We start from the raw sequence: 26850 nt of genomic DNA on the forward strand, positions 1-26850 counted from the left end.
ACATGCCTGTTCCGATTAACTGACGGAACAGGCATGTTTTTTTATGATAAGAAGAATAATTGGATGAAGAAGAGAAGCGCGAACACATAGATGAGTGGATGGACACGCTCTTTTTGGATAGCTTTCATGATTGGATAGACGATGAAACCGAATGCGATACCGGTTGCGATGCTACCGGATAATGGCATGATCAAGATGACGAGGAAAGCCGTGAAAGCTTCGCTGAAATCATCCCATGGAATCTGTTTGATGTTTTGAATCATGAAGGCACCGACTAAAATCAATGCTGGCGCAGTAATCGCAGGGACGCTCGAAATCGATTGAACGAACGGTCCAAAGACGGCAGATAATGCGAATAGAATCCCGACCGTCACGGATGTGAGTCCAGTCCGTCCACCAGCAGCAACACCCGCTGCAGATTCTACGTAAGCGGTTGTGGGACTTGTTCCGAACAATGAACCAGTGACCATCGCAGTCGAATCAGATAATAGGGCACGTTCGCTGTTTTTCAATGATCCATCTTCTTCAATCAATCCAGCCTGTTCTCCGACAGCGACCATCGTACCTGTCGTATCAAACATCGTCACGAGAACGAAGGAGAGGACACCGCTGAACAGACCGTATTGGAACACGTCTTGAATGGCGTTGAACGGATTCGTGATGATCAATCCTTCTGGTAACGTCGGTAACGCAACGAAGGAATTGGAAAACTTCAATTCACCTGTCAGGAATGCAATCAATCCAGAGAGGATCATGGCATATAAAATAGCACCTGGTACACGTTTGATCGTCAAGATGGCTGCAACTAATAGTCCGATGAGTGTGATCAATGCTTCTGGTGACGTCAATGCGCCAATCGTGACGAGTGTATCTTCACTAGCGACGAGAATTCCTGACATCTTGAGACCAAGTGAAGCAATGAAAAGACCGATTCCACCTGTGATCGCAAGCTTTAATGTCATCGGAATGATTTCAATCAGCTTCGTACGGATTGGTGATAGTGATAACAATAAGAAAATGACACCAGCAACGAAGACAACTGAGAGTGCTGTCTGATATGGAATCTTTTCACCAACGACAAGTGTATAAGTAAAATACGCATTGAGTCCCATTCCGGGTGCGACTGCGATTGGTAGATTCGCATAAAGCCCCATCAGGAGCGTACCGATCAATGTCGCGATGATCGTCGCAGAAAATGCTTGGGCTTGGGGGATACCGGCATCTGCTAAAATCGTCGGATTGACGAGCAGAATATATGCCATCGTAATGAACGTCACGAATCCAGCTTGGATTTCACGTTTTACGGTTGTTTGATGTGCGGCAAGTTTAAACATGGGTAAAAGGACCACCTTCATAACAAATTGATTAAAAAACGAACATTGATGATATTATAGTAAAATTCATTCGGAATCAAGTCGAAACAAAAAAGAATTTTTTATAGGAATCATGAAAGAGAATATCAGGAAATGATGTAAGCGGATTCAAGGTTATGATACGATTGATTACAAGAAAAAGGATGGGGGCGCCTTTCATGAAAAGTATCCGGACACGTTTGATTCGTCTCGTCGTCCTAGCGATCTTGATTCCGACAGCCCTCGCGACATCGATCTCCTACTTGTATGTACGGCACCAAAACATTGAACAGGCAGAACGTTCTAGCCTGAACGTGTTGACGCGAGGAAATACACAGGTGACCCATTACATAGAGGATATCCGCCGTCTCTCGACAAGTCTGTATGCGAATCGTTCGTTGATGAACATCATGCGCGTCGGAGCAGATCAGGAATTAGACGAATCTGATGGAGTCGTTTCGCGGGCGATGTTAGGTCTGTTTTTATCACGTCAGGATATCGAGCAGTTACATTTCGTCATATTAAATGGTTATTCGGAGTATTCGGTCTACAACATGAAAACGACGAGTCGGGGAACGTTTGATTGGATGCAAGAAACGGATTATTTTCAATTGATGAAAGAAAAAAGTGGCTGGTTGATTGACGGAGCGCACACGATTGAACCATACAATGTGCACACGATGATTCTTGATGAGAAACAAGTCGTTAGTTTTCGTTATCGCATCGATCGTGTCGAAACAGATGAGCCACTCGGCTTCCTTTCAGTGGATATTCCAGTCCGTGTATTCGAACAACAGTTAAAACTGTTCGAGAATGATCCGGAAGAGTCGTTATGGTTGATGACAGAACAGCGTGTATTGGCACAGACTGGAGCAGAGATGGAACTACCGGTCGATCAATTCACTGGGCAGAGTGGGAGTTTACGTGTCGGAAAATCGTTCATCGTCTACTCAAAGACGATGACGAATGGCGTTCCACTCATACTCGTCAAACGGATTCCGTATGCGTCAGTCATCCAAGGGGCGAACGAAACTGCATTGATTCTTGTTTTGATCGGTCTCGTCTCACTGTTCGTCATGATCATTGCCGCAAGTCTCGTTGCCATGCAGATCACGAAACCAATCAAACAGTTGACAGCAAACGTCTGGCGAGTCGAACAAGGGGATTTATCAGCACCATTCGTTGCGACGACGAATGACGAGATTGGATTACTCAACCGTCAGTTCCAACGCATGATTCAACGGATTGATCGTTTAATCAAACGGGAGTATCGACTGGCACTTGAAAACCGGACGAATGAGCTACGTGCATTACAATCTCAGCTCAATCCGCACTTCTTATTCAATGCCTTACAATCGATCGGAACGACGACGCTACAAGGAGACCGGAAGATCGCGTACCGCTCGATCACCGGATTATCACAAATGATGCGCTACTCGATGAATAATGAGCAGACGATCGTAACCCTAAAACAAGAAGTCGATCATCTTCAAGCGTATATTCGTTTGCAACAGCAACGTTTTCCGGAACGGTTCCGTTATATCGTTGACATCCCGTGGCATCTCAATGACATTGAAGTGCCGAAGATGATCTTGCAACCGTTCGCTGAAAATTACTTCAAACACGGATTTCGACAGCAATTAGCAGCGACAGAAAACTATCTCGCCTACAAAGTCCGGACGGATGGTGGACGTCTCATCATTCACATCGAGAATAGCGGCGCCGTCCTCGAAACAGGACGACTTGAAGAGATTGATCGAAAAATGCGCATGCATCGTAACCCAGAAGATCTCGAGACGAGCGGCATTGGTCTCCATAATATTTATGAACGACTCTTGATTTTTTACGGGGAGCAAGCCAATATGACGCTCTCTTCTTCAGCGGTAGAGGGAGGATTCAAAATCGTGATTCGGATTCCATATGAGAAGGGGGACTTGGCATGAACGTGTTGATCGTAGACGATGAACGACATGTACGGGAAGCGGTCAAATTGCTCGGAGAATGGGACAGTTGGCAGGTCTCACATATTTACGAGGCGGAACATGGGGAAGAAGCGAAACGATTACTGGATACTGGAACGATCGATTTAATGCTGACAGATGTCGAAATGCCTGGACTCGACGGATTAACATTACTAGAATGGACAAAAAATCATCATCCAAAGGTCGTCACGATCGTGCTGACAGGGTATGATGATTATACGTATATGCGACGTGCCATTTTGCATCAATCCTTTGATTATTTATTGAAGCCGGTTGATCCAGATGTACTCAATGATGCCTTGTCCCGCGCGATGGAATGTATCCATCCGGTAGTGGAATCAGGAGAAGCGATTGATCAAATCGCCAAATACATCGAAACGCATTATGCGGAAGAATTGACACTGCAATTCATGAGCGAACGGTTTTACTTGAGCCGAGAGTATATATCACGACGCTTCAAACAGCGTTTTTCCGTTAACTTATCTGATTATATTCAAACGATTCGCTTGAATCGAGCGAAGGAATTATTGAGTGAGACGGAAGCGCGCATTTACGAAATCGCACTTGAAGTCGGATATCAGGACGATAAGTATTTTCGGAAAGTGTTCAAAAAACAATTCGGTATGACACCGAATGAGTTTCGTGAATTGTTGTCGATTTAAACGACTATCGAGGAGGAATCGTACATGAGTGTACACATTAATGCAGCTGAAGGACAAATCGCCGAAACGGTCTTACTCCCAGGAGATCCGTTACGTGCTAAATACATCGCTGAGACGTTTTTAGAGGACGTCGTCCTTTATAACGAAGTTCGAGGCATGTATGGCTTCACAGGTACTTATAAAGGGAAAAAAGTCTCGGTTCAAGGAACAGGTATGGGTGTACCATCGATGTCAATCTATGCGAACGAACTTGTTCAGTCATATGGTGCGAAGAACTTGATCCGTGTCGGAACTGCCGGTGGGATCACGCCAGACGTTAAAGTTCGTGACGTCGTCATCGCGATGAGTGCTTCGCATGACATGGCACAGAACCGTGTCCGTTTTAATGGACTAGACTACGCACCGACAGCTTCTTTTGATCTGTTGCATAAAGCATATACAGCAGCTAAAGAACAAGGTATCGATGCAAAAGTTGGTCAAATCTTCACGACGGATCAGTTCTATCAAGATGATTTCCATCACTTCAAAAAATGGGCGGATTTCGGATGTCTCGCAATCGAGATGGAAGCGGCAGGTCTTTACACACTTGCAGCAAAACATAAAGTAAACGCACTGACGATCCTGACGATTTCAGATCATCTGTTGACAGGTGAAGAAACAACATCGGAAGAGCGCCAGACGACATTCAACGATATGATGAAAGTCGCGCTTGAGACAGCGATTCAATTATAAGAAGTAAGACGGAGAAGCCTCTCCGTCTTTTTTCATAGTCGAAAAGAGATATGGTAAGATAAAGGCAGTGTTATAGATCAGTTAAAGGGGAGATTCTCGGATGGAGACAACGATGACAGAGACAGTGCTTTCAGAGCGCCTTGAGACACAGCGTCACTTTTTCCAAACAGGTGCAACACGTAGTCTAGCTTTTCGCTTAAGCATGCTGACGTTCTTACGCCAAGCGATTGAAACGCATGAAGCCGCGATCTATGAGGCATTAAAACAAGATCTCAATAAAGGACAGCATGATGCTTTTACGACGGAAATCGGTTTCGTTTATGGAGAGATTCAACGGATGGAGCGACAACTCCGTCGACTGGCACGTCCAAAGCGTGTCGCAACACCGCTTCTGCATATCGGCTCAAAAAGTGAAATCCAGTACGAACCCTATGGCAACGTTCTTGTCATCGCGCCATGGAACTATCCTTTCCAGCTGGCACTTGCTCCGGTCATTGGTGCGATTGCAGCGGGGAATACGGTCGTCCTTAAACCATCCGAGCTGACACCGAACGTCTCTCGTGTATTACGAGAAGTTTTTGAAACGGCATTCCATGAACGATTCGGAATCGTCATAGAAGGAGATGCTGAAGTCAGTAGCGCTTTACTAAACGAGCGTTTTGATTATATCTTCTTTACGGGTTCCACACGCGTCGGAAAAATCGTGCATCAGGCTGCGGCGAAGCATTTAACACCGGTCACACTTGAACTGGGTGGGAAATCACCGACGATCGTTCACAAGGATGCGGATCTTCGTCTAGCAGCGAAGCGGATCGCATGGGGAAAGTGGCTGAATGCCGGACAAACATGTATTGCCCCGGATTACGTATTGATCCATGAAGACGTTAAAGAACGTTTTTTGCAGTTGATTGAAGAAGAAGCCTTTAAACAGTACGGGAATGGCGTCGGCGTCTCATCCTACGTCAAAATCGTATCGGACGATCATCTGAATCGCCTCAGCAGTTACTTGTCGCAAGGGACGATCGAATTCGGTGGACAAGTGGATCCGGAAACGCGTAAGATGGCGCCGACTGTCATGACGAATGTAGCGGTGGATGCTCCATTGATGCAAGACGAAATCTTTGGACCGATCTTGCCGGTATTGACATACCGTGAAGTCGAAGAGGTCATCGCGTTCGTTAACGATCGTGATAAGCCGCTTGCGCTTTATCTGTTCACAGAGAACAAAGCCGTCGAACATCGTATCCTTGAACGGATTTCATTCGGTGGCGGATGTGTCAATGACACGTTGATGCACGTCGCACAGCATCATCTACCATTTGGTGGAGTCGGGGCGAGTGGCATGGGTGGATATCATGGCAAGTATAGTTTCGAGACGTTCAGCCATCGTAAAGGAATCGTCAAAAACACGACGGCGTTCGATTTACCTTTCCGCTACATGCGAACAAATAGCAATTCCAAATGGATGCGCTTTTTGTTATGATGAGCTGTGATTAATTGACTTAAGAAGGAGCTCTTCACTTGAAAGATCAAGTAAAACAGTGGATGAAACGAACAGGCTTGATTGAACGCAGTCTGCGAACCATCATGAAAGTCTTTACGTGGTTGCCACAAAAATCAAATCGAGTCCTTTTCGAGAGTTTTCTCGGAAAGCAATATAGTGACAGTCCGCGTGCCATCTACGAATTGATGCGTACGATGCATCCGGAATGTGAGTTGATTTTTAGTAAACAACGAGGTGTTACGTTTCCACGAGACGTCAAGACGGTAGATCGGTTGACGTTTCGCTGGATTTATTTGCTCGCGACGTCACGGGTCTGGGTATCAAACAGTCGGTTACCGGGTTGGTTGATCAAACCGAAAAAAACGTATTATCTCCAGACATGGCACGGCACACCGCTCAAAAAGCTCGCGCTTGATATGGATGATGTCCAAATGGCGAATACGACGACGGAGCGGTACAAGCAAGGATTTAAGCAAGAGACTGCAAAATGGTCCGGCTTAATTTCCCCGAATGCCTACTCTAGTTCAATCTTTCGGCGAGCATTTGCTTTTGAAGGTGAGATGCTAGAAATTGGATACCCTCGAAATGATATATTTTATCAAGAGGCACGGCATGCTAAAATCAAAGAAGCAGTATATCGCCACTATGATATTGATCATTCAAAAAAAGTCTTGTTGTATGCACCAACTTGGCGAGATAATGCATTCGAAGGTCAAGGGAAATATTCATTTGAGCTACCTTTTTCGCTAAATGAATTTGAAAAGCGATTTGGGGATGAATACGTTCTGCTTGTCCGAATGCACTATTTAGTCGGAAGTCGTCTCGACGTCACTGCTTATCCATCCGTTCGAAATACATCGGACTACCCGGATATCGCGGAGCTCTATCTGGCGTCGGACGCCTTGATCACGGATTATTCTTCTGTCATGTTTGATTTTGCGCACTTATCTCGTCCGATTTTATTCTATACGTATGATTTAGAACATTATCGAGATCAGTTGCGTGGATTTTACTTCGATTTTGAGCAGGAGGCACCGGGACCATTGTTGTCGACTGAAACAGCACTGTTTGAAGAGCTGAACCAGTTAGATGATTGGCACACACGGTATGCGTCAGCATTTCGAGCGTTCCAAGAGACGTATTGTCAATGGGATGATGGACAGGCTTCAGAACGGGCGATGAAGACGATCATAAAGAGAATTCACGGATAAAAGGGAGAGCAGAATCATGAAGAAGGTTATTACGTACGGAACATTTGATTTATTACACTGGGGTCATATCAACATCTTAAAACGCGCAAAAGCGATGGGAGACTATCTTATCGTTGCGATTTCAACGGACGAATTCAATCGTTTGAAACATAAGCAGTCCTACCATAATTTCGAGAATCGAAAGATGATTCTTGAAGCCATCCGTTATGTGGATGAAGTCATTCCGGAAAACAGCTGGGATCAAAAAGTAGAAGATGTGAAGAAGCATAACGTCGACCTCTTCGTCATGGGTGATGATTGGAAAGGCGAGTTCGATTTCTTAAAAGAGCATTGTGAAGTCGTTTACCTTAGCCGAACTGAGGGTATTTCTACGAGTCAGATTAAAACGGAATTAGCTTCGAAGTGATTGAAGAGGAGACCACACGACGACGTGCGGTCTTTCTTCGTAGAAGGGCAGGATGAAAGTGGTTAGAGAAGGAATCGTATGGGTCTATTTATTGTTGTTTCGTATTTGTTATGGTGTCTTTCGGTTGTTACCGCTTCGCCCCGTCACTTTATTTTGGATGACATACGGGGATAACGCAAAACCTGTTAATGATCGCTTGGCGCAGGAATTGCCAAATGAGAAACGGTATCTGGTATATGATCACCATTTCATGAAGCAGCCGGATTTATGGAAGTCAGACCGAATGCTTCGCTTTCGTCGATTACGGTTCGTCAGACTCGCATATTTACTTGCGACCTCCCGGACGGTTTTCGTCGATAATTATGTTGCGGAATTCAGTGTTGCTAAAACGCGACGTGGAACACGACGTATCCAGCTATGGCATGCCGGCGGAACGTTAAAGCAGTTTGGACTAACTTCTTCGAAAAGCCTGTTCGTATCGGAACGGATACGAAATCGGTTCCGACGTGTCTATCAGGAATATGGTGATTTCATCGTGCCGGGGATGCGTTGTGCGACACAATTCATGGCACCGCATGATTTAAAACGATCTCATTTTAAACCGTTCGGCATGCCACGGACGGATTATTGGTATGATGAGGTTCAGCGGGAACATCGGGCGCTTGATTTAAAAGAACGTTATGTAAAACCCGACCGCCGGATTCTATTGTATGCCCCGACTTACCGCGAATATAAAGGAACGGAAGATCACACGATTCAACAATTTGAACAACTGGCTAAAACAGGCTGGACGATTCTTGTTAAGTTACATCCGACGATCCGAGCGCTTTCGACCTATCGTTCCGCCCATATACATCTTGTGGATGACACGTATCAGATCAATGATTATTTGCTCATCACGGATGTTCTGGTGACCGACTATTCGTCGATTCCATTTGAAAGCTGTCTTCTTGAGGTTCCAACGTTCTTATACACACCGGACATCGATACATATCGACAACTACCAGGACTTGTCGATCAGTATCCAAAACCATTACCGGTGCGACAGACGGAGCAGATGGCGCAATTGATGGAGTGGATCGTGTCTGACGCGATACTTGAAGAGTGCCGTCAGCACATGCAAGAATTCCAAACAAGTTGGTATGATCACCCACCAGGTCAAGCAGTTGAACGAATCGTTCATCATTATTACGGAACAGGTATGTAATACTATATCTGACGATTGCTTTAGTTTTAGAAAGCGGTCGTCAGATACTTTTTCAAAAATAATGTGAAAAATTGAACAAAGTTTGACAATCTTTTGAAAATCCATTCTTTTGAACTGTGATGTTCTATACTAAAAGCAGAAGAAAAGGAGAGGAGAAATGGATATGCTGACTTGTGGAACGACTGAAGCGAATACATTCATCTTATCACCTGAGACAAGAACGTTACTAGAGAGCTTCATGACGGAAACGACGTTCAAAAAGGATTCCATCGTCTGTTGGGAAGGGGAAATGAACGACAAGTTGTTTTATGTGAAACAAGGAGGCGTCAAACTATCGAAGTTGACGAAAAAAGGCAGTCCATTACTGATGTTCTTATATTTCAAAGGGGATCTATTTGGTGAATTTGATGTAGGAGAAGCTTTTCCGAGTTCATACAGTATCGAGACGATGGAGGATAGTATCATCGGTTTCCTCTCAAAAGAAAAATTAGAGGAACTCATGAGAAAGGATGGTACTTTTGCGCTTGAGATCATGCGGTGGCAAGCATTGATGCGGAAACAGACGGAGACTAAATTGCGCGACTTGCTATTGTTCGGAAAACCGGGTGCGTTAGCTTCGACGTTACTTCGTCTCATCGCGATGGAAGGGGAACAAGTAGGAGAAACCTACCGTCTTGCAAAACGTCCATCCGATGGGGAGTTTGGTCAATTGATTGGCGCACCGCGTGAAACGGTCAATCGGATGTTCTCCCAGTGGAAAAAAGAAGGTGTCATTTCGATGACGCCAAAAGAAATCATCATTCATGATGCACAATATCTGCGTGATCTGTGTCATTGTGAAGGATGCCCAGCAGGTGTTTGTCGAATTTAATAGATAGTGTACAAACAATTCAAACGTGAAGCAGAATTTTCTGCCTCATGTATGGATTGTTTTTTTGTAGATGAGTCGTGCCTCCTTCTCTTGTTCAGATGTGAACTTTTTGTGTGTTTTTAGAAAGAAAAGTGCGGATTCTTCACATTTGAAGTGATATATATCACAGTTTCCGAACTTGCTGAATTCTTACAATAAAGACAAGTTCAAAGCAGGAGAGGAGTAATCACCATGGACCAAAAATCAGAATCAAACCTCAAAGGAACATTTATTGCCGTCCTGATCGTAGCAGGTGTCATCATCGGGATGTGGAGTTCAATCTTTCTATTGTTCATATCACGTTAAGGGGGAATCACGATGCACATTCATCGTTTAGAAAAAATTTGGCTGATCTTCGGAGTAGCGATGCTAGCGGTCTTCTTGACCATCATCGGTGTATCCGCTTTTGCATCGGGCAATCAACCACCATCCGATGCGACATTGATTGATCCGACGAAAGTCGATCAGACGAAACCGTTTGATAAACCAGGACTAAAAAAGATTGATGATGACCGATACGAAGCGGTCATCGTTTCACAAGCTTTTCAGTTTACACCAAAAGATATGGTCATACCTAAAGGGGCGACAGTCGATTTTCTCGTGACATCGAAGGACGTCGTTCATGGATTTGAAATCGTTAAGACGAACGTCAACATGATGGTCGTTCCCGGACATATTAATTCGATTGAGTATACGTTCAAGGAAGCAGGCGAATATCTCGTCGTATGTAATGAATATTGTGGTAATGCCCATCATATGATGGCAACGAAAATCAAGGTGGTGGAATAAGATGAATGCCATTTCAAAAAAATTAAGACAGTTCGAGATGGAGCGTGGTCTGCCTGCTACCGTCATCGGAATTAAGGAAGCGAAGCTCGCTTTCGCACATGTTAGTTTTTCACTTGTCGCCTTATTGATTGGTGGTTTATGTGGATTGTTGCAAACGATGGTGCGGACAGGTGTCATTCCAGAAATTGCTGGAGTCGGCTACTATGAGCTTCTCACTGCCCACGGGTTAATGCTTGCAATCGTCTTTACGACGTTATTCATTTTCGGATTATTGTTCTCATTTTTAGGTCAATCGTTCGGACGATTCGAAGAGTTTCCGCGACGTCTCGGATGGGTCGGATTCTGGTTCATGATTCTTGGTGTCGTCCTCGTCACGTGGATGGTGCTTGCAGGAGAAGCTTCCGTCCTCTATACATTCTATGCACCACTCAAGGCACATCCAGTATTTTATATTGGACTCGTCATCTTCGTCGTCGGAACGTGGATTGCTTCTGGTGCCATGTTCCGTATGTATGCTGATTATAAACGGGAACACCCTGGCGTTCATCCACCACTTCAAGCATACATGAGTATTATGACTGCCTTATTATGGGTGGTTGCGACACTCGGCGTAGCAGCGACGATTCTCTTTCAACTCCTTCCTTTATCTCTTGGTTGGACAGATAAGGTCGGGATCGAGCTATCCCGAACGCTATTTTGGTACTTTGGTCATCCACTCGTCTATTTTTGGTTATTACCTGCTTATATCGTTTGGTATACGGTCATTCCGAAAATCGTTGGTGGGAAGATTTTTTCTGACGCGTTAGCGCGAATGTCATTTTTATTGTTCTTACTTTTTTCATTCCCAGTTGGTTTTCACCATCAATTGTTAGAGCCGGGGATTTCTGCATTTTGGAAGTATGTCCAAGTCGTTTTGACATTCCTCGTCATCATCCCATCATTGATGACTGCCTTCTCGATGTTTGCGACATTCGAGCTAGCGGGTCGCCGTAAGGGAGCAACTGGCATATTTGGTTGGGTGAAGAAAATGCCATATCGTGATGTTCGTTTTCTTGCACCGTTCATCGGGATGTTATTCTTCATTCCAGCAGGTGCAGGTGGTGTCATTAATGCGTCCCATCAACTAAATATCATCGTTCACAATACATTATGGGTCACTGGACACTTTCACATCACGGTCGGTGCGGCTGTCGCACTAACGTTCTTCGGAACAGCGTACTGGCTTGTTCCACTCTTACGTGGTCGGACGTTGACGCCGGCAATGAATCGTCTCGGACTTGTTCAAACGGCTGCCTGGACGATCGGAATGCTCTTCATGTCGACGGCGATGCATATCTCAGGTCTACTCGGTAATCCAAGACGGACCGGTCCGGCCGCTTATTTCAAAGATTCAATCGTCGCCGACTGGATTCCGTATCATGTTGCAATGGCGATCGGTGGAACGATTTTATTCATCTCGATTCTGCTATTCCTCTATGCGATGTTCCAACTTGCTTTCCGGGCACCGAAGGGAAAAGAAGAATTTCCGATTGCTGAAACAGAAGAAGAGGCGATGGCAACGCCACTCTTCTTTGAAAATTGGAAGCTATGGATTTTCGTGACGTTCGCTTTGATTGCGTTTGCCTATACGGTACCGATTTGGCATATGATTGAAAATGCCCCTCCAGGAGCTCCCGGATGGAGACTCTGGTAAGACAGTGAAAAACCCCGAATCGTCTCTAAATAGGAGACGATTCGGGGTTCTTTGCGTGAGCTTAAGGAATAAGTAATGAAGGGCTAATTCTTATTTGACGAGATTATGCTTGAAGGCATAGACGACAGCTTGTGTACGGTCTACGACATCGAGTTTCGATAAGATGTTCGAGACGTGTGTCTTAACGGTTTTTAAGGAAATGAATAATTCGTCTGCGATTTCTTGGTTCGCCATACCACGAGCCATCAATTGAAGAACTTCCTGCTCACGTTCCGTCAAATCATCATGCAAGTGTGTCGTAGGACGACGAAGACGTTCCATCATTTTACCGGTCACTTGTGCTGCCATGACCGATTGACCGTTTGCCGTCTTGCGAATCGCTTCTGCAATATCAAAGGCGCTAGCGGTCTTTAAAACATAACTCATCGCACCCGCTTCAATGACAGGATAGACTTTCTCGTCATCAAGAAAACTCGTCACGACGAGAATTTTTGCTTCCGGCCAGTCTTTGCGAATCAGTCGTGTTCCTTCGACGCCATCAACTGGCTCCATCACTAAATCCATCAAAATGACATCCGGTCGATGTTCAAGCGCAAGCAAGGCTCCTGCTTGACCATCCGACGCTTCGGCGACGACCTCGATGTCTGGTTGTGTGGAAAGGAAAGCAGACACACCGGCCCGGACCATCTCATGATCATCTACTAATAATACGCGTATCATACTTGCACCATCCGATCTTTTCTAAGTTTGACTTCGATTTGGGTTCCTTGTCCTGGAACACTGACGAGACGAATCGTTCCGCCCATCTCAGCCGTCCGTTCCCGCATCGAATTAATGCCATAAGAGGCAAGTTTCTTTTCATCAACGACGAATCCGACACCATCATCATTCATGCTCAGAATGATCGTTTCGTTGAATTGTCGAAGTTCAATATCCATATGAGACGCTTTCGCGTGACGTAATGCATTCGTCAATCCTTCTTGAACGATCCGGAATAACTCGTTTTCAATTTGTCGTGGCAGTGACATCTCTTCTAACTTCCAACTTAATTGTGTGGACTGCTTTCTGGATAATTCTTCGAGCAATTGAGAAAGTCCTTGTTGTAACGTCATCCCTTCAAGTTCGACGGGGCGAAGTTGAAGTAAGAGTGAGCGCATTTCGGACTGTGCCGTTTGTGCCATCGTCTCGACCATCTCGATTTGTTTGGCGGCAGCTTCAGGTTGAGACAGAATCGTCTGTTTGGCTGCTGTTGTCATCATGGAAATGGCATAAAGCTGTTGCGAAACGGAGTCATGTAAATCACGTGCTAATCGCTTTCGTTCTTCCGTAACGGCTTGAACTCTTACTTGTTCAACATGTTGCGGACGCGTGCTGATCTTTTGGACGGTTTCGACTTGTTCGTCGATACGTTTTCCGATCCGCGATAAGCGTGTCAACGTATGGAAGTAGGGACCGGGAACGATTGTCACATCTTTTCCTTGTTCCAGTTCAATGATGGCAGTCGTGACACGTTTGAAGTCACGTCGCAAGAAAAAGTAATGCATGCTACCGATGGCAAGCGGTAGCAATAAAGAGAGTCCGATGACGAGTAGAAGGACAGGGAAATCTTGTTGGCGAACGAACAAGACATGCCAATCGACTTGTCGCGTACTTAAGAATAACAACGTCGTCATGACGGCTGTCAAAAAGCCCGTCATGACTTGGAGTGCAATGACACCAAGCGGGAATTGATCACGCTTCATATCGAAGACACCTCCACGTTGCCAATACCGAGCATGACATGGATACGAACCTTCCGTGTCGCTTCACCGTATTCAGGTGCTCGGAATTGAATACGTCGATTAAAGAAGGTTGGAATCCGGCGGATGTCCGTTTTGACGCTTCCAAAGCCGATTGAGGTATCAAGCGTATAGTCATAGCCGGACGGTAACAGAATCCGGACGTCCCCGACGACACCACTGACGACGATTAATGTCTCACCTTCCGGAACGTAAGCGTGTGTCAAATCGATTTCTAAATCCTTGACGATGAACTGTTCGCTCAAATCCTGTAAGACGTATGGTGCATCGGCTTGGGTCGAGAAGGAGTAAGCCGGTTGAATCTTGATGCCTTCTTCTTCATATTGATGCGGGGCAATCCGTGAAAACAAAAATTCTCGGACGGAATGCCGTGTTACGAGAATAATCCCGAGATAGAGCAAAATTCCGGCAATGACAAAACCGATGGCAGCCGAACTAAGGACGACGCCAGCAAGAATAATCGTACCGACGATGTAGAAGAGAATCGCTAATTTTTCATGATTGCGTCGTCGGAAATGAATCCCGACATAGTACAGCAGGAACGGAAATAAGACACCAAACAATACATTTCCTGCACCGGACAATAGGTCATAGAACAGACCGAGGGCGAACAGGATCGATACGTAACCGACCAGTTGTTTCGTACTTAATCGTCGCACGATCAATCTCCTTTCTAACATGACAAAGGGAGGCATACGCCTCCTTCGTCATTGACTGCTTATTGGTGAATGCGGCGCTCGAGTTCAGCGATACGCGCATCGATATCATCTTCATCAACGGCTGGTTGTTTTGCCTCAGACTCTTCTGCCGTGAACGGATGTGCTTCTTCTTTTATAGTAGCATTTGGTTCGCGATCTAGCACCTGGTTCATCTTGTTTTTTAAGTTTGAGACGTTTTCGCGCATCATCCATTCGTACCGTTTGTTCTGTAAATCTTCGAGCTTTAACTTCAACTCGAGAGCTTCACGTTCCAATTCGTTCAACTCGCGTTTCGTCTCAGCGACGAGTTCTTCGAAGAACCGGTATTGCTCCCCGTAATGTTTCGATTCGATGGCTGCGCGCTCAGCCAGTTGTTGTTCACCGGCTTCATTTGCGATCTCAACTTGCTTGAAGCGTTTATCGGCTAAATCCTTCGCTTCTTCTTGTTTATGCGTTAATTCTTGCAGTAATGTCCGTTGACGCTCGAGTAGTCGATCGATTTCTTTTAAATCAGCTTCTGTAGATCGAATATGACGAACGAGCTTTTTAGCAGGTACTTCGCCCTGTTCGGCTGCCTTTTTAACTTCTGTCATCATTTGTGTTGCAAAATCGTTGAGTTGATCAAATACATTTTTCATGAAAAATTCCTCCTTAGAAGTGGCGAATGCTATCGGGTCATACCTTTTGATTTGATTAGAAACGTTTTTCGTCTAAGTCTTTCCAGTCTGCTTCGAAATGTGTCGTTGATGTACGGCGACGGTTAAAGAGATCCTGGACATTAACACGTTGTAGCTTCATACGCATGTAACCGACGTACAATGCGATGGCTGCTGCGATTCCGATAACTGCCCAGATGTTCGAGAGGGCAAGTCCGATTCCGATGGCTGCTAGGAATCCGAAACCGAGTTTCGCTGGCCATTTGTTCGATTGCATGAACTTACTGATCGAATAGAACGCGAGTAACGCCCCTAAGCCAAGTCCGATCATGTGCGGTAATGTTCCGATGACAACGGCAAGTAATGCCAGTCCAGCGAGAATCATCACCAGTTGTTTTCCTTTCGATTGCTTCATGAGGAAGCCTCCCTTGTGTTGATACCTTTATGATACGGGAGTCCTTCTGTTCCGACGACGCTCTTTGGACCGTATTTGCTCTCGGGCTTAAGGCGGAGAGAAGATCTGACTTCGAGGGAAGCGCTGTCAGAACCATTGATTGATATGGTATTCTATAAAGGAATCGAATTGAGAGGAGTGATGTTGATGAGTGCAACAATCAACGTAAAACAAGTAACATGTGTCGGAAACCAGGGAGGGGTTTCCCTCCCTTAAATCAGAGGAGGAAACCATTTGAACGAATGGGGTACACCACCTGTCTACGAAACGACAGGAACAGAACGATTAGGACGGATTATAGCTGTCTATCAAACACACTATCGTGTTATGACGGAAACAGGAGAGTCGCTCAGCGAGCTGTCTGGTAAGTTACGTTTCCAATCGGGAACAAAAGCTGAATTGCCAGCGGTCGGGGACTGGATCATCCAAACAGAGCGAGAGCCAGGCAAAGGACGAATCGAACGTGTCTTGCCACGATCTTCTCAATTTTCCCGAAAAGCGGCAGGAACGGAAACCGAGGAACAAATCATCTGCGCAAATGTCGACGTCGCCTTGCTTGTCATGGCTTTTGGACATGACTTCAACGTCCGTCGACTGGAACGCTATTTAACGGTTGCTTGGGATGCAGGGGTGACACCAATCATCGTCCTGACGAAAAAAAGTTTGATGCCGTCGATTGAAACGGAACTGCAGGCTGTCGAAGCGATTGCGTTCGGAACACCAATCCTTGCCGTTGATTCCTTGACGGGTGACGGATTAGAGGTGTTGCGTGAACAGTTACAAATCAAGCAAACGATCGTGTTAGTTGGATCGTCCGGCGTCGGGAAGTCGACACTCGTCAATGCTTTAGCTGGAGAACAGTTAATGGAGACGGGGGGCGTACGAGAAGACGATGAACGCGGACGTCACACGACGACGCATCGCGAACTGAAACGACTATCGAACGGTCTATTGCTTGTTGATACACCGGGGATGAGAGAATTGGCCTTATGGGATGGAAGTGACGGTTTATCGTCGACGTTTTCCGATATTGAGGAGCTTGCTGAAAACTGTCGTTTCCGAGACTGTGAACATGAGAAGGAACCGGGCTGTGCCGTTCGGACAGCTTTAGAAGATGGTACACTAACTGCTGAGCGCTGGAACAGCTTCGTCAAGCTAAAACGGGAAATCGCCTATGCGGAACGCAAGCAAAACGTGGCGTTGCAGGCGGCAGAGAAGGAAAAGTGGAAAAAAATCCACAAGCAGGCCCAAGCGCATACGAAAGTGAAGTATCAAAAGCGATAATACGACTGAAATATGAAAAGCATCTGCAACGGAAAAAGGAGTCTCTTTTTCTATGCAGATGCTTTTTCTCGTTATTCTTTTGAAAGTGATTCATTCGTTTCTGTATTGAACGGAACGTTACCCGTCAAAGCATCAAGACGGTGTAAGTCGGATTGAATCGCTTCAGGGTCACTTCGGCGAGCGTTTCGTACCGTGGCAGTTCCGACCGAATGATCGTTGAATCCAGTCGTTAAATCAAACGTCCGATTCGACAGCCGATCGGTGAAATAGCGATCGTGAGAGACGAAGAGGAGCTCACCAGGGAAGACATCGAGAGCGGCTTCGATTTGTTCACGAGTCGCAAGATCCAAATAGTTCGTTGGTTCGTCGAGAATAAGCAAGTGAGCACCAGAAAAATACAGGCGTAAGAAAGCGATCCGACATTTCTCACCCATACTAGCGTCGGAAATCGACCGGTAAACATCATCGCGACGGAATAAAAAACAGGCGAGCAACGTCCGAGCGTCCGTTTCACTCATCGTGCCGTACTCAAGTAATGCCTCTAACAACGTACCGGATGTCGGTAAGTGGGAAAGGGCTTGTGAAAAATAGCCAGTCTTCAATCGAGGATGACGGATTACATTCCCTTGATTAGGGACATACTCGCCCTCGATGAGACGCAGTAAGGTCGATTTCCCGCTTCCATTCGGTCCGATGACAGCAATTCGGTCGCCACGTTCTACCGTAAACGAAACATCGTTTAGGATTACTGTTGTCTCATGCATGAATGAGACACGTTCGAACGAAATCAGCCGTTTCGCACGAATCGCTTCATGTTCGAATGCGACGTGAACAGTCGGTGCAACTTGTGGTTTTTGTACACGATCCTCGAGTAGACGCTCGAGCTGTTGTTCCTTTGCTTTGACCTTGGTTGCGTGTTTAGCAGCCTTTTTTTTCGCATACGGATCTCGTTCACTCGCTTGATCGGAGGCTTTTTGATGCCATTGCTGATAACCCTGAATCATGCGGGTCAGCTCTTTACGTGTACGTTCTTGTTTTTCGTACGCTCGTTGTTGCGACAGAGCTTGATGTTCTTTTTGTTCTTTATAGGACTGGTAGTTTCCGTTGTATCGCGTTGCTCCTGATTCGGATAGTTCAATGACGGCATCTGCCGTTGCATCGATGAAGAACCGTTCGTGTGAGACATAGAGAATCGAAGTCCGTGACGTATTGACCCATTCGGTGAGCCACTCGAGTGTCTCTTGATCCAAATGATTCGTCGGTTCATCGAGAATGATGAAATCAGGTCGTGACAGAAGCAGACAGGCAAGCTGGAGGCGTGTCTGTTCACCACCGCTTAAACTAGATGCTACATGTGTCCAGAGTGCTTCCTCTAATTTGACTTCTTTCAAGACGCGGGTCGCATCTGCTTCAAGCGAGAAGGCATCCTGATCGAGTGCTTGTTGATAGACCGTCAAGTCACCATTCATGGCGTCAGCGCGAAGGCGATAACGAACCGCATCCGCTCGTTCGACGACATCAAGAACGGTTCTATCACCGGGCAGGAAGTGTTGGGATAGGAGACCGAGCTGTTTATAATGACGTTTGATCGAACCGTCAGTCGGCTGAAGTTGGTCAGCAATCAAGTGTAATAGTGTTGTTTTTCCGATACCGTTCGGACCGATTAAGGCGACATGTTCGCCGGTATGAATATGAAAAGAAACGTCCGAGAAAAGGCGTCGTTCGTCGTAGTCCATCGATAGGTGTTGAATCGTAAGTGTTTCAGTAGGCATAAAAGCAGCTCCTTTAGCGTTCATTTCCGATAAGATGAAATGAAAAACACACCATCCGAAGCGAGCGGATGGTGTGCCGGAGTGTAACTCAAAGAAGGCGATGACCAAAGACTGGTCACACCGAAAAAGAGCAGACTCGTAGCGTCAGACATCCGCAACTGCATTGCGAAAGAGATGATTTCATTCATCAAGCGACGTGTACGAGTGATTGCTTCATTTCGGTGTTGTACCTCCTGTTCATAGTCTATGACGTCATTGTAACAAAATGGAAACGTTAACACAAGTACGATTCAAGTAAGGTTTGCGCAGCATCCGTTTCTTCTGGTGAAGGGGGAAGGACATCAGTTAACGGATAAGCAAGACCAAGGTTTTCCCACTTATAGACTCCGAGTTGATGATACGGAAGTACTTCGACGCGCTCGACGTTTCCGAGCGTCCGGATGAACTCGCCAGTCTGACGGAGGAAATGTTCCGACATCGTAATGCCTGGAACTAAGACGTGGCGGATCCAGACAGGAATATTTCGCTCGGCTAGGCGTTTTGCAAAAGCGAGTGTATTGGCGTTACTTCGTCCGGTCAAGACACGGCAAGCAGCATCGTCAATATGTTTGATATCGAGCAGAACCAAATCCGTCGCATCGAGAATGGCGTCGATGTTTTTCGGGACGACGGATCCCGCGGTATCGATGACCGTATGCAGTCCATGGCGTTTTGCTTCTGTTAAAGCAGCCTCCAAGAATTCTGGCTGAGCGAGTGGTTCACCTCCAGAGAAGGTGATTCCGCCACCCGTTGCCTCGAAAAAGGAGCGATAGCTGATCGCTTCTTTTACGACTTCTTCTGCTGAGACACGCCGTCCGCAACCGAACTCCCATGTATCCACGTTATGACAGTATTGACACCGTAATGGACATCCTTGCGTAAAGACGATGAATCGAATGCCAGGACCATCGACTGTTCCACATGATTCAACGGAATGGATCATACCATAGGTCATCTTACTCACTTCCTTTCACATACTACACATCATTTTAGAGAGAACCGTGGAACGTTCGATTGATGACGTCGATCTGTTGTTCACGCGTCAGTTTAATGAAGTTGACGGCATAACCGGATACCCGAATCGTTAACTGCGGATATTGTTCTGGATGCTCCATGGCATCGAGTAACGTCTCACGGTCAAAGACGTTAACATTCAAATGGTGTCCTTTTGAAGTCGTACCACCCATATACCCGTCAAGTAATCCGACCGTATTGCGAATACGTGTAACCTCATCCTTACCGAGTGCTTTTGGCACGATCGAGAACGTGTACGAAATACCATCGAGCGCATGTTCATACGGTAATTTTCCGACAGATGTCAGTGCGGCGACAGCTCCTCTAGTGTCACGTCCGTGCATCGGGTTAGCACCCGGTGCAAATGGTTCACCCGCACGGCGTCCATCTGGCGTATTTCCTGTCTTTTTACCGTAGACGACGTTTGAAGTGATCGTTAGGACAGACTGTGTCGGAAGCGCATTGCGATACGTTGGATGTTTACGGATTTTCTCCATGAACAGCGTCACGAGATCAACTGCCATCTGATCGACCCGTTCATCGTTATTTCCGAACTTCGGAAACTCACCTTCGATCTTGAAATCAACTGCAATCCCATCCGCATCTCGGATCGGACGGACTGTTGCGTAACGGATGGCGGATAGACTGTCAGCGACGACCGATAAACCAGCGATACCGCATGCCATCGTCCGTAAGATTTCCGGATCATGTAACGCCATTTCAATCCGTTCGTAACTGTATTTATCATGCATGTAGTGAATGACATTCAGTGTATTGACGTACAGTTCTGCAAGCCAATCGAGTTGACGATCATAAGCCGCCATGACGGTCTCGTAATCGAGTACTTCGTCGAGCATTAGTGGTGTAGCAGGGGCGACTTGGATTTTGAGCTTCTCGTCCATTCCGCCATTGATCGTATAAAGTAATGCTTTTGCCAGGTTTGCTCGCGCACCGAAGAACTGCATCTGTTTCCCAATCTTCATCGCGGAGACACAGCAAGCGATACCGTAATCATCCCCATAAACCGGCAACATCAAATCATCGTTTTCATACTGAATCGAGCTCGATACGATCGACATCTTCGCACAGAATTCCTTGAATCCGCGTGGAAGCTGAGTAGACCAGAGAACGGTTAGATTCGGTTCCGGTGCCGGACCGAGTGTCGAGAGCGTGTGTAAGAAGCGGAACGAACTTTTCGTGACGTTTGATTGCCCATCTTCACTCATTCCACCAATGGATTCCGTTACCCACGTCGGGTCACCCGAGAACAAATCATTATAGTCCGGTGTCCGTAAGAATTTGACGATCCGAAGCTTCATGACGAAATGATCGACGAGCTCTTGTGCAGTCTCTTCAGTCAAGCGCCCAGTCGCAAGATCACGTTCGACATAAATATCAAGGAACGTCGAGACTCGACCGAGTGACATGGCTGCCCCGTTTTGCTCCTTGATGGCAGCAAGATAAGCAAGATAGACCCACTGGAATGCTTCTTGTGCTGTTTCTGCAGGGCGAGAGAGGTCAAAACCATAACGAGTTCCAAGCTCGGTCAATTCTGTTAATGCGCGCAACTGTTCATTCATCTCTTCGCGATCACGAATCATTGATTCAGAGAGGAACCCGCCACGCGCCTTTAAATCTCGCTTACGTTCTTCAATCAAGCGTGCCGTTCCGTACAAAGCAACACGACGATAGTCACCGATGATCCGTCCGCGACCATAAGCATCAGGTAATCCTGTGATGATACCGGCTTTACGTGCGGCGCGCATCTCAGGGGTATAGGCATCGAAAACCCCTTGGTTATGTGTCTTCCGGTACTCGCTGAAGGTTTTCGTGACAGTCTCGTCTGCTTCAAAGCCATACGCAGCTAGGGCATCATTTACCATCCGAATCCCACCGTTTGGATGAATCGAACGTTTAAACGGTTCGTCTGTCTGTAAACCGACGATTTTTTCAAGTGAGCGATTCAGATATCCTGCATCATGCGAGAGGATCGTTGATGGTGTTTTAGCATCGACGGCGTACACACCACCACGTTGGCGTTCTTCATTCGTCAGCTGTAGAATTTGTTGCCAGAGCCGTTCCGTTGCTTGCGTTGGACCGACTAAAAAGTGATCATCTCCTGTATATTCTGTGCGATTGAGTCGGATGAAGTCTGCGACATCGATCGTCTTTACCCATTCACCAGACGTAAAGTTCGTCCAAGCACTCGTTTTTTCTAATAACATGGATACCACTCCTTTAATATTGAGCTAATCATCAGTTCCTTATGTGAATAGTGTAACAAAAGGAAGGGTTGATTCCCTTTACGTTCATGTGAATGTTTTAACAAGTGAATAAACGTTGATATGACGGGCTTTCTTTATTTCTGTATCCATATGAAAATAGTTCAGAAAAAACAGTTTGGTGTTGCTAATTCAAGGTTTTTTGGAAACTGTATGAGTTAATTTAAAAAAGATCCACTAGAACAGTTGAAACTGTGAGGAATGTCACGCTACGGTGCCTTGTATTTTTAAGACGTATCGTTGACAATGAAAAAGGGAATATAGAACGTGGAGGTGTGCCAAATGGAGTATGTATCATTAACACAACAAGGAGAGTATCAGTCGGGAGACTGGGTCTCGCTGAAAATCGGATCGGACGGTTCGACGCGAACGGGAATGATCACGGAATTTGAAGATGATGGATTCTGGATTCGGTTTGAAGACGATTTTGATTATGAAGACTTTATCGGCTATGATGAATCGTATTGGATTGCGCTTGTTCGCCGTCCCGTCGACGTAAAAGCGACGTATGCGAGTCTTTCGGAGTATCCGGCACTCGCTGCAGAATTACAGGATCGTGTCATCCAAGGATTCGAGATTCTAGAAGAAGAAGCCGGTGAAGGCGAGATCCGGTTCCACATTCGATTGCTCGATGCAGGAAATGAATATACACAGACATTACGGGGATACCGTGATGCATCAGGAGATCATGTCGAATACGTAACGGCATGATGGAATTAAGAGAGTAGGAGAAATCGTTATGAACTTTACAAAACCATTTTTACAGGAAGCATGGGAACGGGCACGTTTTACGGAGTTGATGCCTGTTCAAGAACAAGCGATCCCATTGTTGCGCGAAGGAAAAGATGTCCTTGCTGAAGCGCCTACAGGTACAGGGAAGACGCTTGCCTATGTCATTCCAGCTTTAGAAAAGATTGAAGTAGAAGAACCACACGTGCAAGTCGTGATCACGGCACCAACACGGGAACTCGTCATGCAAATTCATCAAGTCATTCAATTGTTTGCTCAAGGAAGTGGGATCAAATCCGGTGCATTCATTGGTGGAGTTGAATTAAAACGACAATATGAACGATTGAAGAAAAAACCGCAAATCATCGTTGGTACACCTGGACGCCTTGTTGAGTTGATTGATTCGAAGAAGTTGAAAATGCATAAGGTGAAATTGATCGTCTTAGATGAAGCGGATCAAATCTATGAGAGTGGCATGAATGACTCGGCGACGCGAATCGCAAACAGTGCATTACGCGATCGACAGCTAGCATTCGTATCAGCGACATTGCCGGAACGGACAGCGGAATGGGGACGGACTCTTGCGAATGCTCCTGAGACGATTCGTGTTGAGCGTGCCGTTAGCACACAAGTGACATTCGGGTACTTGGAAACCTCACGTCGTCAGAAACCGGAATTGTTACGCCGTCTTGCAAACATGCAAGGTTCGAAAGTGCTGACATTCATCAACAACCGCTCTTTCCTTGGTCCATTGAATGGAGAGTTGAGTAAATTCTCATTGAAATACCGGATTTTAGACGCTGAAAAAGGAAAGCGAGAGCGGATGGAGACGTTACGTTCTTACAAAAAAGGAGAATTCCCATTACTCGTCACGACAGGTCTTGCGGCGCGTGGTTTAGATATCGAAGCGGTCACACACGTCGTCCATTACGATTTACCGGAGTCGCTTGACGACTTTGTACACCGTTCAGGTCGGACGGGACGTGGTAATGCAAACGGTATGGTACTCGCTCTTGTAACGGATCAAGACTTAAAACACTTAAAAACACTTGCGAAGCAAATGGGTGTCGAGATGGAGCCGATGGAAATTTACCGCGGAGAAGTCATTCCGAAACGTGAATTCACAGCTCCTCAGACGATTAAGCGACCGGCTACTCCTCACCGGAAAGGGCGATCGAAATGAAGAACGATCGAAAAGTAATTCCGTTTCCGACGACGGTTTCTGAAGCGGAAATGAATGCAGCCTTGAAGAAAATGTATCAAGAAGCAGCGACAGCGCGTAGTACGGATTGGGTCGCTTTTATTGAAGAGATTGCGACGGAAGGACGTTGGTATTTAAAAGATGCTGAATTGTTCCGGGACTTGTTCGTTGACTGGGCAATCTTCTATGAAACGGATGATCAAGGAAAAACACCACACGGTCGTTTTCTCGAGCAGGTGAAAGAAGAGCTATCACCTAGTCTTTATCGCGCCTTACGTGGATTGGCGGACCCGATGCCTTCGCTGTTTCAAGTCGAGGCAGATGGTGTCGTTGATTTAATGTCGAAACAGACGTATCAAACCGATCTCTCTGAGATCGAAGTTGAACCGGGTGATCTGTTGGTTGGAAAACTACTTTATATTTCTGGAAAGTGGCGCTTTGCGATTGCCTACATGAAGGTAGCGCGCGCATTAGTACCAGAAGTCCTTGCTTTGTTGACGGACTTCGTCGATGAAGTGGGAGAAGACGCGTTACTCCGTCAGTATCCTGAGTTTTGTGCGGAATTAATCGACTTGCTCCTCGATATCGAAGAAGGCAACATTGCCCCGAGACCAGAAGAATGATCTAAAAAACCTAGGACACATGACTGATTACGGTCAACGTGTCCTAGGTTTTTTCATGAATCCGCTCGATATAAAGCGACATCGTTCTTATCCCGGTGCTTCACACGATACATGGCAAGATCGGCTTGCTTTAAGCATGTTTCAAGATCAGCTGTGTGACATGCTGTCACACCGATGCTTGCGGAAACAAATAAGGATTGTCCTTTATAGACATAGGGACGTCTTAAAAATTGTAAGAAGGATTTACATTTTCGTCGTAAGGACAGCTCATCATCGGCTTGTAAGAGGATTGCGAATTCATCTCCACCAAGGCGATACACGGATTCTGAAGAATTCATATGTTCGCTCAATCGCTTTGCGACCTCAATCAAGACATAATCGCCGGCTTCGTGACCATACGTATCATTGACTTGCTTGAATCCATCTAAGTCGACTAAGGCGAGATAGTTCTTTTCAGGGAGTCGATTTGAAAAATCACGCTCTAAAGAACGACGATTTCCGATACTCGTCAAAGCATCATGGTAGGCATGGTATTCAATTCGTTTTTGACGGATTTTGCGTTCCGTGACATCATGCAAAATCGTGAATCGCCCCATCGAGGTAGCAGCAATCTGAATCGGAATATCAATGATTTCATATTGTCTATGTTGTTCATCTTCATACTCATCGACATCTGTTTCAAGCGTCTCCAACAAATGACGCATCGTACGAGGAACATGTTCAATCGTCATGTCGGGCAAATGAAAAAGACGTTGAGCAGCTAAATTCGCGTACATCGCAGTGCCGGACTGATTAAGTCGAATCATCGGATCGGGATGACCGAGAAACAGTGGAATGACTTGTTGTTCGCTCTCTTGGATTTGTTGTTTTCGATGTTCGATTCGTGAAGCAAGTTGCTCATTTCGTTCGTGTAATTGTGCGACGATTAGTCTATGCTGACGGGCGATCAAGATTTGTCGAACAATCAGCAAGAATAAGATGACGAAGATGTCGAGCTTTCCACCTTCTTGTTCCACCATGTAATGGATGAATAAAGGAACGGCCAGTAAAGGAAGCCACGAACGGGGAATGATCGTCGTTCGTGCGGTCCCTTCTTCAATATGATCAACATGCCATAAAATAGCTGCGCTTTGCGCCAAACGGATCAATATCGGAAAGAACAGCAGATAATGCGCCGAAAAATCCGGGAAGTAGACACTGGAGACTTCATAGATACCACGAATGAAAATGGATAAGAATAATAAAAACAATGCCATTCGTGATACCCAATGTGTTTCTTGGATGAATGTAAAATAGAAGAAGACAAACAAGCCAAGTGATGTGTTCGTAATGACGATGATGGCATAAGGAACAGTTTGAAGACCCGGATTCGTCAATTCATTGAGAACATGAAACGCGACAAGTCCAATGAAAACGACGATGATTGCAGCATCGACGAAAGCGAGCACATGTTGTCCGAGCGTTCGTTTTGTGATGATCCGGTAAAAGATTGCGTATAAGAATACATAATGTGATATCGAAAATAAAATTAGGCTATAAAATGATGGAACTGGAAAGTCCGAATCAAAGAAACGTAATGTTTCAAGAACGGAACCGATACAGGATAGAACTAATGAGCCTAAAGCAATCAGCCAGAACTTCCGTCTTGGCACTATTAATGTTTGCTCCTTACGATAAGCCGTAAGGATGAAGTAAGCAATCAATCCAAGTGATATATACTGAAGTACTTGTTCGACGATGCGATTAGAAATGGAAGGGGTCCATGTAGCAAGGATCATTAAGGCAAATGAGATGACAAGCATGGCAGGAAACCAACGGATGAAATAGGTCGATTTAAGCAAGGGATCCCTC

25 protein-coding genes are annotated in these 26850 nt (G+C 45.8%); 15 read left to right on the forward strand and 10 right to left on the reverse strand.

Annotated features, from left to right (window positions below):
• Positions 1-41: 41 nt before the first annotated feature.
• Positions 42-1334, reverse strand: a complete 1293-nt coding sequence (locus tag KNQ15_RS06960; RefSeq protein WP_214728506.1) for an NCS2 family permease — start codon at positions 1332-1334, stop codon at positions 42-44.
• Between the two features lie 197 nt (positions 1335-1531).
• Here KNQ15_RS06960 and KNQ15_RS06965 point away from each other — a divergent pair, with 197 nt between their 5' ends.
• The 11 genes from KNQ15_RS06965 (at position 1532) to KNQ15_RS07015 (ending at position 12448) form a co-directional block, all read left to right on the forward strand.
• Entirely contained in the window at positions 1532-3295 is a 1764-nt protein-coding gene (locus KNQ15_RS06965) for a sensor histidine kinase (protein ID WP_214728508.1), read from the forward strand.
• Positions 3292-3996 (forward strand): response regulator transcription factor, encoded by a 705-nt coding sequence (locus KNQ15_RS06970; RefSeq protein WP_023467243.1) that lies wholly within the window; start codon positions 3292-3294, stop codon positions 3994-3996. The genes KNQ15_RS06965 and KNQ15_RS06970 overlap by 4 nt, the downstream gene beginning before the upstream one ends.
• Positions 3997-4020: 24 nt before the next feature.
• Positions 4021-4728, forward strand: coding sequence for a purine-nucleoside phosphorylase (gene deoD / locus KNQ15_RS06975; RefSeq protein ID WP_023467244.1), 708 nt, complete (start codon positions 4021-4023; stop codon positions 4726-4728).
• 100 nt (positions 4729-4828) lie between these two features.
• Positions 4829-6211, forward strand: coding sequence for an aldehyde dehydrogenase (locus tag KNQ15_RS06980; RefSeq protein ID WP_214728510.1), 1383 nt, complete (start codon positions 4829-4831; stop codon positions 6209-6211).
• Between the two features lie 62 nt (positions 6212-6273).
• Positions 6274-7443, forward strand: a complete 1170-nt coding sequence (locus KNQ15_RS06985; protein ID WP_214728564.1) for a CDP-glycerol glycerophosphotransferase family protein — start codon at positions 6274-6276, stop codon at positions 7441-7443.
• A gap of 16 nt (positions 7444-7459) precedes the next feature.
• On the forward strand, positions 7460-7849 hold the full coding sequence (tagD, locus tag KNQ15_RS06990) for a glycerol-3-phosphate cytidylyltransferase (protein WP_035412608.1): 390 nt from the start codon (positions 7460-7462) through the stop codon (positions 7847-7849).
• Positions 7850-7901: 52 nt separating this feature from the next.
• Positions 7902-9056 carry a CDP-glycerol glycerophosphotransferase family protein gene (locus KNQ15_RS06995; protein ID WP_035412610.1) on the forward strand — a complete coding sequence of 385 codons (1155 nt, stop codon included), beginning with the start codon at positions 7902-7904 and terminating at the stop codon, positions 9054-9056.
• A gap of 157 nt (positions 9057-9213) precedes the next feature.
• Positions 9214-9927 carry a Crp/Fnr family transcriptional regulator gene (locus KNQ15_RS07000; RefSeq protein WP_251137623.1) on the forward strand — a complete coding sequence of 238 codons (714 nt, stop codon included), beginning with the start codon at positions 9214-9216 and terminating at the stop codon, positions 9925-9927.
• Between the two features lie 231 nt (positions 9928-10158).
• Positions 10159-10272, forward strand: a complete 114-nt coding sequence (locus KNQ15_RS07005; RefSeq protein WP_214728512.1) for a cytochrome C oxidase subunit II — start codon at positions 10159-10161, stop codon at positions 10270-10272.
• Positions 10273-10284: 12 nt separating this feature from the next.
• Entirely contained in the window at positions 10285-10755 is a 471-nt protein-coding gene (locus KNQ15_RS07010) for a cytochrome c oxidase subunit II (RefSeq protein WP_050678241.1), read from the forward strand.
• A 1-nt stretch (position 10756) separates the two neighbouring features.
• The gene (locus tag KNQ15_RS07015; protein ID WP_214728514.1) at positions 10757-12448 is read left to right on the forward strand and encodes a b(o/a)3-type cytochrome-c oxidase subunit 1; all 1692 of its coding nucleotides are present in this window, start codon (positions 10757-10759) and stop codon (positions 12446-12448) included.
• 90 nt (positions 12449-12538) lie between these two features.
• Here the strand turns inward: KNQ15_RS07015 and KNQ15_RS07020 are convergent, their stop codons facing one another.
• From KNQ15_RS07020 to KNQ15_RS07040, 5 genes are read right to left on the reverse strand one after another with little or no spacing between them, the layout of a single operon-like run.
• Positions 12539-13168, reverse strand: coding sequence for a response regulator (locus tag KNQ15_RS07020; RefSeq protein WP_023467256.1), 630 nt, complete (start codon positions 13166-13168; stop codon positions 12539-12541).
• Positions 13165-14190, reverse strand: a complete 1026-nt coding sequence (locus KNQ15_RS07025; protein ID WP_034785901.1) for a sensor histidine kinase — start codon at positions 14188-14190, stop codon at positions 13165-13167. The genes KNQ15_RS07020 and KNQ15_RS07025 overlap by 4 nt, the downstream gene beginning before the upstream one ends.
• Entirely contained in the window at positions 14187-14906 is a 720-nt protein-coding gene (liaF, locus tag KNQ15_RS07030; protein WP_029340864.1) for a cell wall-active antibiotics response protein LiaF, read from the reverse strand. Before liaF ends, KNQ15_RS07025 begins: the two co-directional genes overlap by 4 nt.
• Positions 14907-14965: 59 nt before the next feature.
• Complete coding sequence (locus KNQ15_RS07035) at positions 14966-15583, reverse strand: PspA/IM30 family protein (protein WP_214728516.1); 618 nt, start codon at positions 15581-15583, stop codon at positions 14966-14968.
• Between the two features lie 55 nt (positions 15584-15638).
• Complete coding sequence (locus tag KNQ15_RS07040) at positions 15639-16016, reverse strand: lmo0954 family membrane protein (protein WP_023467260.1); 378 nt, start codon at positions 16014-16016, stop codon at positions 15639-15641.
• Positions 16017-16289: 273 nt separating this feature from the next.
• Here KNQ15_RS07040 and rsgA point away from each other — a divergent pair, with 273 nt between their 5' ends.
• Positions 16290-17339, forward strand: coding sequence for a ribosome small subunit-dependent GTPase A (rsgA, locus tag KNQ15_RS07045; protein WP_029340866.1), 1050 nt, complete (start codon positions 16290-16292; stop codon positions 17337-17339).
• Between the two features lie 71 nt (positions 17340-17410).
• Here the strand turns inward: rsgA and abc-f are convergent, their stop codons facing one another.
• From abc-f to pflB, 3 genes are all read right to left on the reverse strand, one after another.
• On the reverse strand, positions 17411-19111 hold the full coding sequence (abc-f, locus tag KNQ15_RS07050; protein ID WP_214728518.1) for a ribosomal protection-like ABC-F family protein: 1701 nt from the start codon (positions 19109-19111) through the stop codon (positions 17411-17413).
• A 274-nt stretch (positions 19112-19385) separates the two neighbouring features.
• Positions 19386-20105: a pyruvate formate-lyase-activating protein gene (gene pflA, locus KNQ15_RS07055; protein WP_214728520.1), complete on the reverse strand. Its 720-nt coding sequence runs from the start codon at positions 20103-20105 to the stop codon at positions 19386-19388.
• Between the two features lie 34 nt (positions 20106-20139).
• On the reverse strand, positions 20140-22389 hold the full coding sequence (gene pflB / locus KNQ15_RS07060) for a formate C-acetyltransferase (RefSeq protein WP_214728522.1): 2250 nt from the start codon (positions 22387-22389) through the stop codon (positions 20140-20142).
• A 339-nt stretch (positions 22390-22728) separates the two neighbouring features.
• On the opposite strand from pflB, the gene KNQ15_RS07065 reads away from it, so the two are divergent.
• Genes KNQ15_RS07065 through KNQ15_RS07075 form a run of 3 tightly spaced genes read left to right on the forward strand, consistent with a single transcriptional unit; the run spans position 22729 to position 24999 of the window.
• Complete coding sequence (locus tag KNQ15_RS07065; RefSeq protein WP_214728524.1) at positions 22729-23157, forward strand: hypothetical protein; 429 nt, start codon at positions 22729-22731, stop codon at positions 23155-23157.
• A gap of 28 nt (positions 23158-23185) precedes the next feature.
• A complete protein-coding gene (locus KNQ15_RS07070; protein WP_214728526.1) occupies positions 23186-24358 on the forward strand; it encodes a DEAD/DEAH box helicase in 1173 nt (390 codons plus the stop codon).
• Complete coding sequence (locus KNQ15_RS07075) at positions 24355-24999, forward strand: hypothetical protein (RefSeq protein WP_214728528.1); 645 nt, start codon at positions 24355-24357, stop codon at positions 24997-24999. Before KNQ15_RS07070 ends, KNQ15_RS07075 begins: the two co-directional genes overlap by 4 nt.
• Positions 25000-25052: 53 nt before the next feature.
• Here KNQ15_RS07075 and KNQ15_RS07080 read toward each other — a convergent pair whose 3' ends face one another.
• Entirely contained in the window at positions 25053-26840 is a 1788-nt protein-coding gene (locus tag KNQ15_RS07080; RefSeq protein ID WP_214728530.1) for a GGDEF domain-containing protein, read from the reverse strand.
• Positions 26841-26850 lie beyond the last annotated feature (10 nt).

Source organism: Exiguobacterium sp. s168 (assembly GCF_018619035.1).
In the GTDB taxonomy this organism is placed as follows: Bacteria; Bacillota; Bacilli; order Exiguobacteriales; family Exiguobacteriaceae; genus Exiguobacterium_A; species Exiguobacterium_A acetylicum.

Coding starts and splice junctions, on each gene's coding strand:
- KNQ15_RS06965 (WP_214728508.1), top strand. CDS start 1,532: ATGAAAAGTATCCGGACACGTTTGATTCGTCTCGTCGTCCTAGCGATC.
- KNQ15_RS07040 (WP_023467260.1), bottom strand. CDS start 16,016: ATGAAGCAATCGAAAGGAAAACAACTGGTGATGATTCTCGCTGGACTG.
- KNQ15_RS07065 (WP_214728524.1), top strand. CDS start 22,729: ATGGAGTATGTATCATTAACACAACAAGGAGAGTATCAGTCGGGAGAC.
- KNQ15_RS07075 (WP_214728528.1), top strand. CDS start 24,355: ATGAAGAACGATCGAAAAGTAATTCCGTTTCCGACGACGGTTTCTGAA.
- abc-f (WP_214728518.1), bottom strand. CDS start 19,111: ATGCCTACTGAAACACTTACGATTCAACACCTATCGATGGACTACGAC.
- KNQ15_RS06980 (WP_214728510.1), top strand. CDS start 4,829: ATGGAGACAACGATGACAGAGACAGTGCTTTCAGAGCGCCTTGAGACA.
- KNQ15_RS07010 (WP_050678241.1), top strand. CDS start 10,285: ATGCACATTCATCGTTTAGAAAAAATTTGGCTGATCTTCGGAGTAGCG.
- KNQ15_RS06995 (WP_035412610.1), top strand. CDS start 7,902: ATGAAAGTGGTTAGAGAAGGAATCGTATGGGTCTATTTATTGTTGTTT.
- pflA (WP_214728520.1), bottom strand. CDS start 20,105: ATGACCTATGGTATGATCCATTCCGTTGAATCATGTGGAACAGTCGAT.
- deoD (WP_023467244.1), top strand. CDS start 4,021: ATGAGTGTACACATTAATGCAGCTGAAGGACAAATCGCCGAAACGGTC.
- KNQ15_RS07000 (WP_251137623.1), top strand. CDS start 9,214: ATGGATATGCTGACTTGTGGAACGACTGAAGCGAATACATTCATCTTA.
- KNQ15_RS07070 (WP_214728526.1), top strand. CDS start 23,186: ATGAACTTTACAAAACCATTTTTACAGGAAGCATGGGAACGGGCACGT.
- KNQ15_RS06960 (WP_214728506.1), bottom strand. CDS start 1,334: ATGTTTAAACTTGCCGCACATCAAACAACCGTAAAACGTGAAATCCAA.
- pflB (WP_214728522.1), bottom strand. CDS start 22,389: ATGTTATTAGAAAAAACGAGTGCTTGGACGAACTTTACGTCTGGTGAA.
- tagD (WP_035412608.1), top strand. CDS start 7,460: ATGAAGAAGGTTATTACGTACGGAACATTTGATTTATTACACTGGGGT.
- KNQ15_RS06985 (WP_214728564.1), top strand. CDS start 6,274: ATGAAACGAACAGGCTTGATTGAACGCAGTCTGCGAACCATCATGAAA.
- KNQ15_RS07035 (WP_214728516.1), bottom strand. CDS start 15,583: ATGAAAAATGTATTTGATCAACTCAACGATTTTGCAACACAAATGATG.
- KNQ15_RS06970 (WP_023467243.1), top strand. CDS start 3,292: ATGAACGTGTTGATCGTAGACGATGAACGACATGTACGGGAAGCGGTC.
- KNQ15_RS07025 (WP_034785901.1), bottom strand. CDS start 14,190: ATGAAGCGTGATCAATTCCCGCTTGGTGTCATTGCACTCCAAGTCATG.
- KNQ15_RS07015 (WP_214728514.1), top strand. CDS start 10,757: ATGAATGCCATTTCAAAAAAATTAAGACAGTTCGAGATGGAGCGTGGT.
- KNQ15_RS07005 (WP_214728512.1), top strand. CDS start 10,159: ATGGACCAAAAATCAGAATCAAACCTCAAAGGAACATTTATTGCCGTC.
- KNQ15_RS07020 (WP_023467256.1), bottom strand. CDS start 13,168: ATGATACGCGTATTATTAGTAGATGATCATGAGATGGTCCGGGCCGGT.